The sequence below is a fragment of the Vibrio sp. STUT-A11 genome (assembly GCF_026000435.1).
Taxonomy (GTDB): Bacteria; Pseudomonadota; Gammaproteobacteria; order Enterobacterales; family Vibrionaceae; genus Vibrio.
The window spans coordinates 969804-985154 of record NZ_AP026763.1; the positions used below are offsets into that span (position 1 = coordinate 969804).

The window sequence follows — 15351 nt, forward strand, 5'->3', positions numbered from 1 at the left end:
GCCGCTAATTTCTTAGCGGCCCTTTTACTAAATGTGGCGGAGTGCTGGGGTTGCATCCAACTAGGGATTTAGGACAAATCCCTTTCAAACTGTAAAAACGAAAGAAGCCGCTAATTTCTTAGCGGCTTCTTTACTAAATGTGGCGGAGAGATAGGGATTTGAACCCTAGATACGCTATTAACGTATGCCGGTTTTCAAGACCGGTGCTTTCAACCACTCAGCCATCTCTCCGTTGTTGACGCGAATAATATAAGGCTTTGAAAAGCTTGTAAACCCTAAATCTATCCGTTTGCCTGTTTACTGATCAATTTTGCGCTGTTTGTTGTTTTAGTAAACAAAAAGCCTTCCTTTGAGGGCGTTTTGAACGAAATGCGTAAAGCAGCATTAATTGCTCTTGGTATAAAATCGTTGTAGCTCCGTTAAACCCTGCATGAGTACAGGCATTTTAGGGCTGTCATCACGCAGGCGTTTGTAATCTTTGTCGTACAGCTTATAGTTACCAAATTTGTCTATTACTGTCGTTTGTGCGTCAGTGATGAGTGCCAATTCGCGAGTGTCGCCTGCGAGAATCCAACGTCGGCGACTCTCATCGAATAAATTGCGGCCGCTACTGTAATCATAAGGGTTCGATGAAACCCCTAGCATGTCTTGTAGCAACGTCACGGAAAGATCTAAATGACTGGTACTATGAGCAAAATCACCTGCCAGTCTGCCTGGCCAATGAATCACCATTGGTACCTGCAGTTGATAACGGCTGTAGTTGCTGTTCGCACCCCAACTATTGGTGTTGGTTTCATTGAACTCACTGCCGTGATTTGAAGTGACGATAACCACGGTGTTGGTTAGTAAGTGTGTTTCTTTTAATTCGTTAATAATGCTGGCAACGGTGTTATCTGCTGATGTAACCGCAAACTCGTACGCTTTTTTGAACCGTTCGCTTGCAGGCATTTCTTCATCTGCATTTGAAGGAATCGATTCAAAGTTATCAACTGCGGTAACTTCGATGTAGCTAAACCAAGGTTGCTTTGCGTTTTCGACTAGCCATGTATTCCAATCGGAGATGGCTTGTTTATCTGTGTTAGCTTGTCTGCTATCAAGTTGCTCAGCCAGGTTTAGGTTTCTGAAAATGATCTCTGAATACAGGTCATCTTCAAAGCCATTGCCACTGAATAAACCAAAGCTGTAACCCTGCTCTTTAAGCACGTCAAGCATGACTGGTGAAGAGCCTTGCGCCTGAATGCTTGAAGCGTAACTGGTTGGCAAGCCATAAAATAAGCCGAATGCACCATAGGTGTCATTGCTCGAGCTGTAGTGGTTACGGAAATTCTGATTTTCCTGCGCAAACTCATAGAGATTTGGCATCTCTTGTTCATTGAGTGCATCCGCTCTTAAATTATTCACGCTGATCATCAGAACATTCAGCTTGTTCACGCGGCGGTTGAATTCAAGTTTCTCAAGCGGGTAGTTAACCAGTTCTACATTACCTTGGTTTTCAGCTAAGCGTTTCAGGTACTCTTCACGGTCCAATAAGCCGTGTTTTTCCATAAAGCTTTTCGCTGTCATTGGGTATGAAAGCGGGAAATTAGCACGTTGACTGGTAATTGGGTTATAGAAATAAGCATCCGCCCAAATGTATACCAAATGGCTGGTGATAAAACTCAAGAAGAACAGGATGGCCAGAGGGCGGCCAACGTGTTTATGAGAAAGTTTGCGTTGTTTTCGCCACACCCATTCTGAAAGCGCAAGTTGAATCAGGAAAATGAAGGGCATCACAACAAACAGGTGTTGCAGATCCGAACTCAGAACGCTTTTATCATCGCTAAATAAAAGCTCCCAGACTACAGGGGTCAGGTGTAAGTTGATCGACTGATACGCTTGGGTATCGATCAGCAAGATCGTCTGACCGATGGTAGCGAATATCACTGCCATCAAGCGGAATAGCTTCCGAGATGGCAGGACAAAGGTCAACGGGAATAGGACCAGTAAGTAAAGAGCGAAAACCAGAAAGCCAAAATGACCAACCCAAGATACGGCCAGATAAAACTGACCGAGCAAGGTCTCAGGCCAAGGCGATTGAGTAATATAGCGTGTGCCTATCAACATTGACGCAACAATGTTGAAGAATGCAAACCAATGTCCCCAACCTACCAGTCGAGATACGCGTTCGCCGTATGAGTTTCCGCTGTCTACCATGTATGTGTCTAATTATCCGTTATTAATGTGATTTTGGTGTTTCTAATGAAGACATCAGTGCCTGAGCAAATTTTTCAGCAATCGCTTTACGTTGTGAAGCGGCAACTCGTTGATTTAAGACATTGGTTGCGATATTTCCGGCAATCATTAGTGTTAACTCAGGTGAAGCTGCATGTTTTTCAAGAACTAAAGCGACTTCCGCAAGAATGTTCTCTACTTGTTCGTCAGTATATTTAGATGTAATCGGCATAAAGACTCTAATAATGATAGTAAAAGCGGCTTATGATAACCTACAATGCCCATCAACTAAAACCTTGTAGCAAGATAAAATCACTATGAGCCTTCATCTTTCAAACGTTATTCTGCATCAATTATGCAAAAACGATCAGGACGAACTGGTTGTTAACTTTCGTCCCGCATCACTAGAAAATGATGCATCGACTGAAAACCTCGTCGCGGAACTTCATCGAGTGTTCCATTCTAAAGCTGGTAAAGGTTTTGGTTCTTTCCAGTCAGACAGCGAATTTCAGTTTTGGCTTCAAGAAATGCGCAAAGGTGAGCGAGATTTTTATGATTTCTCACAAATTAGTGCAAATCGACTGAAAGAAGAGTTGATTAAGTACCCATTCGCAGACGAAGGCATTTTGGTTTTCGCCGAGTATCAGAGCCTTGCGACGGATTATTTGTTCATTGGTATTTTGCCAATGAATCAAAGTCTGAAAGTAACTGAAGGTCTGGACATTAGTGCGACCGACTACTTAGACATTACGAAAATGGATATCGCGGCACGTATTGACTTATCGAGCTACGACACTGACAAAGAATCCAACCGTTATCTGTCGTACATTAAAGGTCGGGTAGGGCGTAAAGTAGCAGACTTTTTCCTCGACTTCCTTCAGGCAGATATTGGGTTAGATACGAAGCAACAAAACTTGGTATTGATGCAAGCCGTTGATGATTTTTGTGCTGATTCAAAGTTAGAAAAGCAGGAAGTAAACGAGTACAAAAAACAAGTTTACGACTACTGTAACGAGCAGATTAAATCCGGTGAAGAAGTGCAAGTCTCTGAGCTTTCGGGTGAATTACCACCGAGTCAGGATGGCACCAGCTTTATGGACTTCACTAAAGAGCAAGGTTACGAACTTGAAGAATCATTCCCTGGTGATCGTGCAACGGTTCGTAAGTTAACCAAGTACGTTGGAGCGGGCGGTGGTTTAAACATCAGCTTTGACAGCTTACTGCTTGGTGAGCGTATTTTTTATGATCCAGAGACCGATACATTAACGATCAAAGGAACACCACCAAACTTAAAAGATCAGTTGAGTCGTAGCTAATCGAAACGGCTAGTCACAATTCAAAGTAAGAGAGCCAATGGCTCTCTTTTTATATGCAGCTGATATCAATTATGATTTTAACCTAGCAGGAATAGGAAAGAGCCTGTAATTTCTAACTATTTACTCCTTTTGATTGGTATTACACCAGCGTTGAGACGTATAACCCTGTGTCCTGCAAGATAATGGTATATCCTTGTTATTAATAGAAATATGGGAGGGTGACGAATTGCAGCAATTAAAATCGGGGGTCAGGCGCTATGTTTGGTTTCTATTCGTTTTATGGTGTGTATTAACCTTAGGTATTTGGCAGCAATCCAAACAGACCGTTCAATTGCTTTCGACTGTTAATGAGTTGGGAAGCAAAGTCGAGGAAGTTCGTAATTTCTTTAATTTCGAACTACCGTATCGCGTGCAACACGTAGATCCAGTATCTCTGAAACTTCAGCTTGTTTATTCCGTTCGGCTTCAGCTTGAGCATGAATATTTGGACGGTATATCTCCACCAGATTTAACCCAGTTACTCTATTCCACAGACCGTTTTTTAGAAAACGCACATGCTTTTATTGGTAGCGATAATGAATTGGTCTCATTAGCAGAGCAGTTGCGAAACAACCGTGCTCGAGATAACAACTCTGACCAAGTTCACTCGATGTACTATCGCTTAGGGGCACTGGTATTAGAGTCTATTTTCAGTGATTCGGCGACAAAGGCTGATACTTACCGAGAGCTCGATTCCCTCTTTATTGCATCAGACTCATTGATGGTGGATGAGCGTACAGCGTTTCAACGCAGACTTGCGCAGACCTCAAGCGTCCTTGCCGCCAATGCGCAAGGACGTTACTTAGCTGAACAACTACTCAAACCGGACTTAGCCAATCAATTTGCTACGACTAATATGGCATTAGAGCAATCGCTAACCAAGTTAATGGTGTGGTTAGGGGGAATCAGTGGATTATTTTTAGTGATGGTCACGTGGGCCGCTTTCGGCAAAAGAGAACCTAGCAACTCCGCCGGAGTCGAGACATCCGCACTCTGTTCCAAGTCACTTGAAGGAGGGAGACGGCTCGATACAGGACTATTAAATAAGAAAACCCTTGTGAGTCCCTCTTCAGGAGACATGACAGTCGTGGCTGATGAACCTTACATCGACATTAGTAAGATGCTCGAATCATTGTCTGGTGATGAAGAGGCTGTTCGTATGTTGTTAGAAGTCTTTATTCAGGAGCACTCTAGCGACGGCACTAAGTTATGCCGGGTGTTGAACTCTGATAAACAACAAGCACAAAGAATCGTTCATAGCCTGAAAGGAGTTTCAGGGAGCTTGGGTGCAATGCCTTTAAATTCCATATCAGGTGATATTGAGCTATTGATTAAAGAGCAGCAAAACGTAACGGAAAGTCAGCTCACTAAGTTGAATTGTGTATTGGAGCAAACGATACTTTTTGCAACGCATATTCTCAAAAGTGAAAAACTATAAAAAACGCTAACAGGTTGATATTTCTCTGACTTAAAACGTCAGAGGTTGAGGTATTCAAAGGCGCACTTGAACTGGCCTTTCAGTTCGCTTTGATTCCTGTTCCGTACCAATTTACTAAAGGTAATACCATGTCTGTTCATCGAATTCTTTCAATGATGGTTATGTTGGTGGCAATAATGCTTTCTGGATGCTCACTTTTAGAAGTGAAAATCGACAGCCAAACTGTTCCCCTTACCAAGCAAGAGCTCAATATGCGTATATTGACTCGAGAATATGCGCTGCAATTTTTTGCTCAGGTAGAGCAAGCGGCTGATACGTTAGAAGCCAAGTATGATCCCAATGATCAGATTAACCAGTCTTACATCCTGTTATGGAAAATAAACGCGGAAGAAGGCTTACAGTCCTCGGCTTATCAGGTTACCCCAATGGCAGGTTTGATTGACACCTGGGTATTCGCTCATCAAGTAGACGAGTTTTTTTCCACAGGCGCTGGCAGCAATCTGTTTGCGACGGATGAAGCCAAAAAAGTGTCTGAGCAGTTGGCGTATGAAGTCGATAAGCTCGCACAGTCTGTATTGAAAAAAGAAGTGTATGATAATACAAAACGCTTTGTGTCCGACTTTGTTAAGCAGCATCCTTTTTCTGATCTAAGTATGATCAGAACGCCAGCTTATCGAGCATGGTTGGAATTCAACCAAATTAGTGAAGAAGAAGCGGTCACGACTTTAGGAACAATGCCTGAAGCGCTGGGAGATGTGTCAGATCGCTTGAGCTTAGCCTCTAAGCAAACACCAAAGATCATGACCTGGAAAGCACAATTACTGGCATTAAACAGTTCTGCCAGCATTGAAAAAGTCAACGCGGCACTGAGCAGCATACAAGTGACCGCCGACTCAATGAGAGATTTTATCGACAATAACCCGGAATACATGCGCTATTTAGCCGAGCAAATGGCGGTTGAACTTCAGCCACTGGTTGACGATATCGATTTGAAAACCGAAGCACGCTTATCGCAGTTAGGTGAGGAGCGTCAGGCGCTAGAAGATATGGTTGCGAGAGAGAGGCAGGAAATCGCGTTGATTATTACTCACGAGCGAGAAAAGTTTGCACAAGACATGGATCGCGTCTCACAACAGGTTGTTGATCTGGCAATGACCAAGTTAGTTGAGTTGGTGAAAAGCACTATTGTCTACTTTATTCTCTTCATTGTCGCGATCTTCTTCGCTCCGCTTGGACTAGGCTATGTGCTGGGTAAGAGGGCAACAGTTAAAGCAAAGGCAAAAGAAAGTTAGTTTTACTCAACCAGCTGAATTCGATTTAAATAAACAAAAAGAGCACGATGGCGCTCTTTTTGTTTTATATATCAGATCATTAGATTAGGCCGTTTGTTGTTGTCGCTCTTTTTCTTCTGGCTGGTTTTCTTTCTGCAGGGAAGATTCTGCCATCGGCTCACACTTATCTACAAACCACCCCATGTATGAGCTGACGATGGTCACGATAATACAGACAAAGCTAAGCCACATGAAAGGCGCGTAAGACAGGGTAGCAACACCCAGGATACTTGCCATATAGATGCCGTTGTCACTCCAAGGGACCATACCCGAGGTTAAGGTGCCGCCGAACTCTGCGTTACGAGATAGATTCTTACGCTTATAACCTAAACGGTCATAGTTTTTAGCACAGATTTTTGGCGTCAAGATAAGAGACACGTACATCGCAGAACCAAATACGTTACCCATAAACGCAGTACCAATGGTGCTGGTGGCCAGTGAACCGGAGCTTTGGACACGTTTTTCGAATAGCTTCGCAATGGTCTCTAACACGCCGACTTTATCCAGCAAGCCGCCAAAGCCCAAGCCAAACACGATAACAGCAACGGAGCCGAGCATTGAAGACATACCGCCTCGGTTTAGGATCGAGTCAATGAAGTCAACACCAGACGAAATAGCAAATGGTGCCCACGCAGTATTGAATGCGATCAGGAAGTCAACTTCCTGGATCATGACTGCCCAGATGATACCGAGTAAAGAGCCAAAGCTGATCACCGGGAAAGAAGGCATGCGCATCGCCAGTAAACCAAGCACGATTATCACAGGTACAAATGAATAAGGTGTGATGTAAAATTGCTGCTCCATCGCGTTGATCACCGAGTCCACCTGGCTCATATCGACTTGACCTGCATAGTGGAAGCCAAATGCGGTGAACATAATGCCAGTAATGATGTAGCTGATCAGGGCGATAGGTAGCATACCTTTGATGTGTTCCATCACTTCGACGTTAGACATAGAAGACGCAAGGATCACTGAATCAGATAGCGGTGACATTTTATCGCCGAAGTAACATCCAGATAGGACAGCACCTGCCGTAATCGGTGCAGGAACACCAAGCCCCTGGCCAATCCCCATCATTGCAATACCCGCAGTACCTGCCGCACCCCAAGACGTTCCCGTTGCTAATGCGGTTAACGAACAGATGATCATTGTCGCAAGCAAAAAGATAGAGGGGTGAATCGCTTTTAGCCCATAGTAAATAATGGTCGGAACGATACCACCTGATATCCAGGTGCCAACAAGTGCACCAACGGCGAGAAGAATTAGCACTGCGCCAAGACCGTTGGAAATGCCATTTAATGCTGCTTTTTCAAGGTCTTTATACTGATGGCCCAGTTTTATACCCAAGATCATGATAATGAACCAGCCAATGTACAGGGCTAATTGGATTGGAAGATCGAGTTTAGCAGTGAACGAAAATGCCAAAAGAAGGAATAAACCCAACGAGACAAATACTTGTATCAGGTTAGGAAGGCGTGTTGTAACTTGCTTCATACGTGCCTCTGTATATTGTGGAGCAGTAAAAGAAGGCGCTCCTTGTTGTAATAGCGGCATAACATACAGTAACAAAAACTATATTTCGAACATTTGGTCTTTTATGTTGATCTTGTGCGGGTTAAACGTTTGCATGTGAAGTTATTTTCTAGTTAGATTTAAATAAATTGGTGTTAAATGTTGTGTGGTGTGAAAAATATGTGCTTCAAATGTTACAGGGCAATGAGTGGTAAGACCAATTTGGTCATTACATAACTTTTCCTACTTGCAAATTCTAATTTCCCGAACTGCAAACGCGTAAAAATCACTTTTAGTGCGACTTTTCGGAAGAAAACATTAAAAATTGAGCTTATTTACAAAATAGGGGTTGAGATTTCTCTGCGAAAATTGAACTATGGGGGAGGTTTTTAATACATGGAGAGTTAAGGCGATGAGAGTTGGTTTAGTTGGTTGGCGCGGTATGGTTGGTTCAGTCCTAATGCAGCGCATGGTTGAAGAAAAAGACTTCGATCTAATCGAACCAGTATTCTACAGTACTTCTCAAATTGGTATTCCTGCTCCTAACTTAGGAAAAGACGCAGGCTTACTGCAAGACGCGTTTGATATTGAAAGTTTAAAACAGCTTGATGCAGTAATTACGTGTCAGGGTGGTGGCTACACCGAGAAAGTTTACCCAGCACTTCGTCAAGCTGGTTGGAAAGGTTACTGGATTGATGCTGCATCTACGCTACGTATGGCAGAAGATTCTATCATCACACTGGATCCTGTTAACCTTACGCAAATCCAGCAAGGCATCCACGGTGGCACTAACACGTTTGTTGGTGGTAACTGTACAGTAAGTTTGATGCTAATGGGTCTTGGTGGTCTGTTCGAGAAAGGCTTAGTTGAGTGGACAAGCGCGATGACGTACCAAGCGGCTTCTGGTGCTGGTGCACAGAACATGCGTGAACTGATCTCACAAATGGGTGTAATCAACGATTCTGTAAGCTCAGAACTTGCTAACCCTGCAAGCTCAATCCTTGATATCGATAAGAAAGTTGCAGATACAATGCGCAGCACTTCTTTCCCAACGGACAAATTTGGTGTTCCTCTAGCTGGTTCACTTATTCCGTGGATCGATGTAAAACGCGATAACGGTCAGAGCAAAGAAGAATGGAAAGCGAGCGTTGAAGCGAACAAGATCCTTGGCTCTCAAAGCTCACCTGTTCCTATCGATGGTACTTGTGTACGTATCGGTGCGATGCGTTGTCACTCACAAGCTTTGACTATCAAGCTGAAGCAAAATGTACCAATGGATGAAATCGAAGAGATCATCGCGACTCACAACGATTGGGTAAAAGTGATTCCTAACGAGCGTGATATCACGGCTCAAGAGTTATCACCAGCGAAAGTGACTGGCACAATGTCTGTACCAGTTGGCCGTCTGCGTAAGATGGCGATGGGCGATGACTTCCTGAACGCATTTACCGTTGGTGACCAATTGCTTTGGGGGGCAGCAGAGCCGCTACGTCGTACTCTGAGAATTATCCTTCAAGAGAAAGCATAAGTTTCGATTTATCATATCAAGAGCTCCGTTTTAGGAGCTCTTTTTTTTGCCTTCGCCTTGCACTACGCGCTTATCAGGGTCCGCCAATTCACTTCCACAGTGCTTACAGTAGATAGCATCTGGGTCATGGCCCGCATGAGAACAATTAGGGCACTTGACCAATTGTTTGTGCGATTGCATTTCTTGATGCAACTCGGCGGTAAAAATGCCTGTCGGTACCGCTAGTATCGAATAGCCCAGTAACATCGTGATGGAAGCGAGCGCTTTACCTAAGTTGGTTTGTGGGATCAAATCGCCATATCCAACCGTGGTAATGGTCACAATGGCCCAGTAAATGCTTTTCGGAATACTAGTAAACCCATTTTCAGGCCCTTCAACGATAAAAATCAGAGACCCAAATATGGTTACGAGAATGGCAACCGCACTGAAAAATATGAATATTTTCCTACGAGCCATGAGCAACGAGCGAAGAAGAACGTTAGAGTCTTGCAGATAACGAACTAGCTTCAAAATTCGGAATATCCGTAACACACGAAGTGCTCTTATCACACCCATAAATGAGGCCGACGGAAAGAACAGTACTAAGTAGGTTGGCAGGATCGCCAGTAAATCGACCACTCCGTAGAAGCTTTTTGCATAAGCGGCAGGTTTCGGTGAGCAATACAAGCGAAGAAGGTACTCAATGGTAAAGAGGCCGGTAAAGGTGTACTCCAGGAACTTTAACTCCTTTGCCCATACAGCCTGTACGGCAGGAATAGAGTCGAGAACCAGCACGGCGAGTGAGCTTAAGATCGCAATAATTAATGCGATATCAAAAGTACGACCAGCTTTGGTATGCGTACCAAAAATAGTAACGTAAAGCGTATTTTTCAGAGAATGAGTCTTCATGACAAAGCGATCCATGGTTGAATCGCTCTATCATACAAGCTTATAGAAAGTCAGGCTAATCCGGGAAATAGATTACGTAGCCCGTTAGCGATGAACTCAATGCCGAGTGCACCAAGGATCAGGCCCATAATACGTGTGATGACGTTGATGCCTGTTTGGCCTAAGAACCGAACGATAAACGGAGCGGAACGAAACAACAACCACGAGCAGAAACAGAACACACCAATCGTAATACTAATACCGACGGTATCCAGCATGTTCGGGTAGCGAGCACCATAAACGATGGTTGAGCTGATCGCGCCGGGCCCAGCCATTAGAGGCATAGCCAGAGGAACGACCCCGATTTGTTCGCGACTAACGTATTCCGACTTCTCTTGTTTATTTTGTTTATCCTCACCCAACTTACCACTCATCATTGAGAATGCGATGCTTAGCAGCAGTAATCCGCCAGCAACGCGAAATGAATCCAGAGAAATACTGAACATGTCCAGCAGGAGCTGGCCTGCGAGTAGCGAGATACAAAGGATTATTGCAACGGCAATGTTTGCGGTTGTGGCTGTTTTACTCTTTTCTTCAGGTGTCATATGACCCGTGAGCGATACGAACACTGGCATGATGCCAACAGGGTTAACAGCAGCAACCAGACCTAAAAAAAATTGTAAGAAAATAGCGAGCTCGAAAGTTTGCATAGTGCATTCTCATAAAAATTCACATAAGTGAAAAATGGAGAGAGTAGGGTATCCAAATCGTTTGAAGTTAAAGACTCTCTATTCAGACGATATGACGTTGGGCGCTAAATGTAAGTTAAAACATCACCAAGTAGAAATGAAAAAAACTAACGTATTTCCCATACTATTTGTGAGAAAAACTAATTTTTTAAAAATCTGTATCTAATATGGAAATCAAATGTTGCGTGGAGTGCTATTGTTTAACAGTTGTGCTTTACACAAGCGTTAACATTCGAACACATTTGACAATAACAAAGCGCGTTTGCAGAGCTATGAAGTAATTAGATATACTCTTAGTAGCACATGGAATTAGGCTTACATGTAATTTGTTTGTCTAAAAATGAAACTTTTTTACATATTGGTGTTGTTTATTTTAATTTTTTGTCTGTTTGATGCTTTTTTGTTCTATGTGGAGTAATGTTAAATATAGTTATTTATCAGTTGGTTATGTTGGTTTGTTGTGATTAGTCACCACTTTGGTGGTATTTCGCGTGTGAGAACTGATCCAAGTCAATTTTTTTCATACTGTGAAATATTATACTCAGCCATGAAAGCAATTTACTAAGTCGTTTGTTTGTTAAGTGGCTGATAAGCAGCAATAAGAGATAAGCAATAGCCTTACTAAAAAGTTTTTAATATTTGTTAATTTTAGGAGAATCCCTATGCCTGTCACTAATATGGCTGAACTAGATGCAATGGTTGCCCGCGTTAAGAAAGCGCAAGAAGAGTTCGCTACTTACTCTCAAGAGCAAGTAGACAAAATCTTCCGTGCTGCTTCTCTTGCAGCTAACCAAGCTCGTATCCCTCTAGCGCAGCAAGCGGTTGAAGAATCTGGTATGGGTATTGTTGAAGATAAAGTAATCAAGAACCACTTCGCTTCTGAGTTTATCTACAACAAATACAAAGACGAACAAACCTGTGGCATCCTGGAAGAGGATGACAACCTAGGTACAATGACTATCGCTGAGCCAGTAGGCATCATCTGCGGTATCGTACCAACTACTAACCCAACTTCGACTGCAATCTTCAAATCTCTTATCTCTCTGAAGACTCGTAACGGTATCATCTTCTCGCCACACCCACGTGCGAAAAACTCTACTAACGACGCAGCTAAACTTGTTCTAGATGCAGCAGTTGCAGCGGGCGCACCAAAAGATATCATCGGTTGGATTGACCAACCTTCAGTTGAGCTTTCAAACGCTCTAATGAAGCACGATGACATCGCACTTATCCTTGCAACTGGTGGTCCAGGCATGGTGAAAGCGGCTTACTCTTCAGGTAAACCAGCTATCGGTGTTGGCGCAGGTAACGTTCCTGTTGTTATCGACGAAACGGCTGACATCAAACGTGCAGTAGCTTCTATCCTGATGTCTAAAACATTCGATAACGGCGTAGTGTGTGCTTCTGAGCAGGCAGCTATCGTGGTTGACGAAGTTTACGACGAAGTGAAAGAGCGTTTCGCAACGCACAAAGCGTACGTACTAAACAAAGCGGAAGCGGAAAAAGTTCGTAAAGTTCTTCTTATCGACGGCGCACTAAACGCGAAAATCGTTGGTCAGCCAGCGGCAGCAATCGCTGAAATGGCTGGCGTTAAAGTGCCTGCGGACACTAAAGTTCTAGTAGGTGAAGGTCTGGGTAAAGTTTCTTACGACGACGCATTCGCTCACGAGAAACTGTCTCCAACGCTAGGTCTGTTCCGTGCTGACAACTTCGAAGACGCCGTTGCTCAAGCGGTAACCATGGTTGAAATCGGCGGTATCGGCCACACTTCTGGTCTGTACACTAACCAAGACGTTAACGCAGACCGCATCCGTTACTTCGGTGACAAGATGAAGACGGCTCGTATCCTAATCAACATCCCGACTACTCACGGTGGTATCGGTGACTTGTACAACTTCAACGTTGCGCCTTCTCTAACGCTAGGTTGTGGTTCATGGGGTGGTAACTCTATCTCTGAGAACGTAGGTCCTAAACACCTAATCAACAAGAAAACTGTTGCGAAGCGAGCTGAAAACATGTTGTGGCATAAACTACCTAAGTCAATCTACTTCCGTCGTGGTAGCCTTCCAATCGCGCTTGGCGACCTAGAAGGTAAGAAACGCGCATTCCTAGTCACTGACCGTTTCCTATTCAACAACGGTTACGCAGATGACGTAGTGAAACTACTGAAAGCACAAGGCATGGAAGTTCAAACGTTCTTCGACGTTGAAGCTGACCCAACGCTATCTGTAGTAGAAAAAGGTGCCGCTCAAATGGCGAGCTACCAACCAGACGTGATTCTAGCGCTAGGCGGTGGTTCACCGATGGATGCAGCGAAAATCATGTGGGTAATGTACGAGCACCCAGAAACGCACTTCGAAGAGCTTGCAATGCGCTTTATGGACATCCGTAAACGTATCTACAAGTTCCCTAAAATGGGTCAAAAAGCTGAGCTTGTTTGTATCACAACAACTTCAGGTACGGGTTCAGAAGTTACACCATTCGCGGTTGTTACTGACGACAAGACCGGTGCTAAATACCCACTAGCGGACTACGAGCTAACTCCTAACATGGCTATCGTTGATGCGAACCTTGTTATGAACATGCCTAAGTCTCTAACCGCATTCGGTGGTTACGATGCCGTAACTCACGCTCTGGAAGCTTACGTATCAGTTCTAGCGAACGAATACTCAGATGGCCAGGCTCTACAAGCACTTAAGATGCTAAAAGAGTACCTACCATCAAGCTACGCGAACGGTGCTAACGACCCAATCGCTCGTGAGAAAGTACACAACGCGGCAACTATCGCTGGTGTGGCATTTGCGAACGCATTCCTAGGTGTTTGTCACTCAATGGCGCACAAACTGGGTGCTGAGTTCCACGTTCCACACGGTTTGGCTAACGCACTGCTTATCTCTAACGTTGTACGTTACAACGCGAACGATAACCCAACTAAGCAAACTGCGTTCTCTCAATACGACCGTCCACAAGCACGTCGTCGTTACGCTGAAGTGGCTGACCACCTAGGCCTAAGCCAAGCTGGTGACCGCACTGCTCAGAAGATTGAACGTCTACTAGCATGGATGGATGAGCTAAAAGCTAACCTAGACATCCCAATGTCTATCCAGGCAGCGGGTGTTGCTGAAGCTGACTTCTTCGCGAAACTGGATGAGCTAGCAGTTGAAGCGTTCGATGACCAATGTACTGGTGCGAACCCTCGCTACCCACTAATCAGCGAGTTGAAAGAAGTTCTGACTGCTTCTTACTACGGTAAAGCTTTTGTTGAAGGCGAGACTTTCGAAGGTACTACTGTAATCAAGAAGAAAGCAGACCAAGAAGCAGCAAAATCTGCGCCTAAAGCTAAAAAAGAAAAAGCTGACGCGTAAGTAAGCGTTGTTTTGAACTAGGTTTTCGCTAGCACGAAACCTTAATCGGGAAAAAGTTAAAGCCCCAGTCGAAAGACTGGGGCTTTTTTTCCTATTGTATCGTCCTGAAATGTGCTTATACATTGAGGGCAAGTTATGACCTTTGAAATTGACTGAGTGTTTAGACTTCGGTTGATACGACTCTGCCGCTAAAGTACTCATTAGAGACTATGTACTCGGTATTGCGTACCAGTTCATCCTGTATTTCTGCCCAATGGATATCGTCTAAGTCTTCTTTGGTATGAGTTACTGATGGAATAACACCACCAACTCTGATATTGAATGGAGTCAGTTCTTTTGCCCAACTATAGGTGAATCCGGATACCAAGGCTGCCATGCTCTCCACACCTGTCAAATCTTCATGGTTGTCATGGGAAACTACATTGACGATAACCCCTTTCTTATTCCGTCTTCGGAAACGCTCAGCAGCAACCTGTCCGTAGGTATAAAGAAAACGAGCGGCAGAAGATAGGTGATCGATGTATATACTCATTGGTTCAGGTGCCATTAAACTTGGCATTGGGGAGCTGGTCCAGCAATTGACCACCACATCTGGCGTAGCGCCAAGTTCGGACTCAATTTGGTCAAACAACAAGTTGATCGAAGTCGTGTCGTCACTGCATACGTGCATAGCAAAAACTTTATTGGTAAACGCACTGATCTGCTCGTAGCTTTCCTTCAGCGTGTCGGCGTTTTGATCACATAAAATCAAGGTAGCACCGAGGTGGGCAAAGTGGCTAGAGCATGTTCGCCCGATGACTGAACCTGCTGATGTGACGAGTATAATTGATTCTTTGATATCCATATAACACCTTCACTGCTCCGTATAAACCAGTGGTTTGTGCTATCAGCATGGATTAATTTCAAACAGCTCAGTGTGAAAAGCTTCAAACTAACGCTTTTGGGGGAAGACTATTGTATGGGAATTAGTAAGTCGTCACATTTCGTATGTGTTA

Annotated in this window: 11 protein-coding genes and 1 tRNA gene; 5 read left to right on the forward strand and 7 right to left on the reverse strand. The window is 44.0% G+C overall.

The annotated features are described in order from the left end of the window. Window positions 1–140: 140 nt before the first annotated feature. From OO774_RS04550 to OO774_RS04560, 3 genes are all read right to left on the reverse strand, one after another. A tRNA-Ser gene (locus tag OO774_RS04550) sits at window positions 141–231 on the reverse strand. Window positions 232–384: 153 nt separating this feature from the next. Continuing rightward, window positions 385–2193 carry a DUF3413 domain-containing protein gene (locus OO774_RS04555; protein ID WP_264905086.1) on the reverse strand — a complete coding sequence of 603 codons (1809 nt, stop codon included), beginning with the start codon at window positions 2191–2193 and terminating at the stop codon, window positions 385–387. Window positions 2194–2215: 22 nt separating this feature from the next. Next, entirely contained in the window at window positions 2216–2443 is a 228-nt protein-coding gene (locus OO774_RS04560) for a YejL family protein (protein WP_264905088.1), read from the reverse strand. An 85-nt stretch (window positions 2444–2528) separates the two neighbouring features. On the opposite strand from OO774_RS04560, the gene yejK reads away from it, so the two are divergent. The 3 genes from yejK (at window position 2529) to OO774_RS04575 (ending at window position 6296) form a co-directional block, all read left to right on the forward strand. Continuing rightward, on the forward strand, window positions 2529–3527 hold the full coding sequence (gene yejK / locus OO774_RS04565; RefSeq protein ID WP_264905090.1) for a nucleoid-associated protein YejK: 999 nt from the start codon (window positions 2529–2531) through the stop codon (window positions 3525–3527). A 226-nt stretch (window positions 3528–3753) separates the two neighbouring features. Next, complete coding sequence (locus tag OO774_RS04570; RefSeq protein WP_264905092.1) at window positions 3754–5004, forward strand: Hpt domain-containing protein; 1251 nt, start codon at window positions 3754–3756, stop codon at window positions 5002–5004. A 128-nt stretch (window positions 5005–5132) separates the two neighbouring features. After that, window positions 5133–6296, forward strand: coding sequence for a chemotaxis protein (locus tag OO774_RS04575; RefSeq protein ID WP_264905094.1), 1164 nt, complete (start codon window positions 5133–5135; stop codon window positions 6294–6296). An 84-nt stretch (window positions 6297–6380) separates the two neighbouring features. On the opposite strand, the gene nhaC is transcribed toward OO774_RS04575, so the two are convergent. Further along, a complete protein-coding gene (gene nhaC / locus OO774_RS04580; RefSeq protein WP_264905096.1) occupies window positions 6381–7829 on the reverse strand; it encodes a Na+/H+ antiporter NhaC in 1449 nt (482 codons plus the stop codon). A 430-nt stretch (window positions 7830–8259) separates the two neighbouring features. Here nhaC and asd point away from each other — a divergent pair, with 430 nt between their 5' ends. Next, window positions 8260–9375 (forward strand): aspartate-semialdehyde dehydrogenase, encoded by a 1116-nt coding sequence (gene asd, locus OO774_RS04585; RefSeq protein WP_264905098.1) that lies wholly within the window; start codon window positions 8260–8262, stop codon window positions 9373–9375. Between the two features lie 30 nt (window positions 9376–9405). Here asd and OO774_RS04590 read toward each other — a convergent pair whose 3' ends face one another. Next, window positions 9406–10278: an ion transporter gene (locus OO774_RS04590; RefSeq protein WP_264905099.1), complete on the reverse strand. Its 873-nt coding sequence runs from the start codon at window positions 10276–10278 to the stop codon at window positions 9406–9408. Between the two features lie 35 nt (window positions 10279–10313). After that, entirely contained in the window at window positions 10314–10952 is a 639-nt protein-coding gene (locus tag OO774_RS04595; protein ID WP_264905101.1) for a YchE family NAAT transporter, read from the reverse strand. A gap of 701 nt (window positions 10953–11653) precedes the next feature. Between OO774_RS04595 and adhE the strand changes: the two genes are divergently transcribed. Continuing rightward, window positions 11654–14356, forward strand: coding sequence for a bifunctional acetaldehyde-CoA/alcohol dehydrogenase (adhE, locus tag OO774_RS04600; protein WP_264905103.1), 2703 nt, complete (start codon window positions 11654–11656; stop codon window positions 14354–14356). A 160-nt stretch (window positions 14357–14516) separates the two neighbouring features. On the opposite strand, the gene OO774_RS04605 is transcribed toward adhE, so the two are convergent. Further along, a complete protein-coding gene (locus OO774_RS04605) occupies window positions 14517–15200 on the reverse strand; it encodes an SDR family oxidoreductase (RefSeq protein ID WP_264905105.1) in 684 nt (227 codons plus the stop codon). Window positions 15201–15351: the final 151 nt, after the last annotated feature.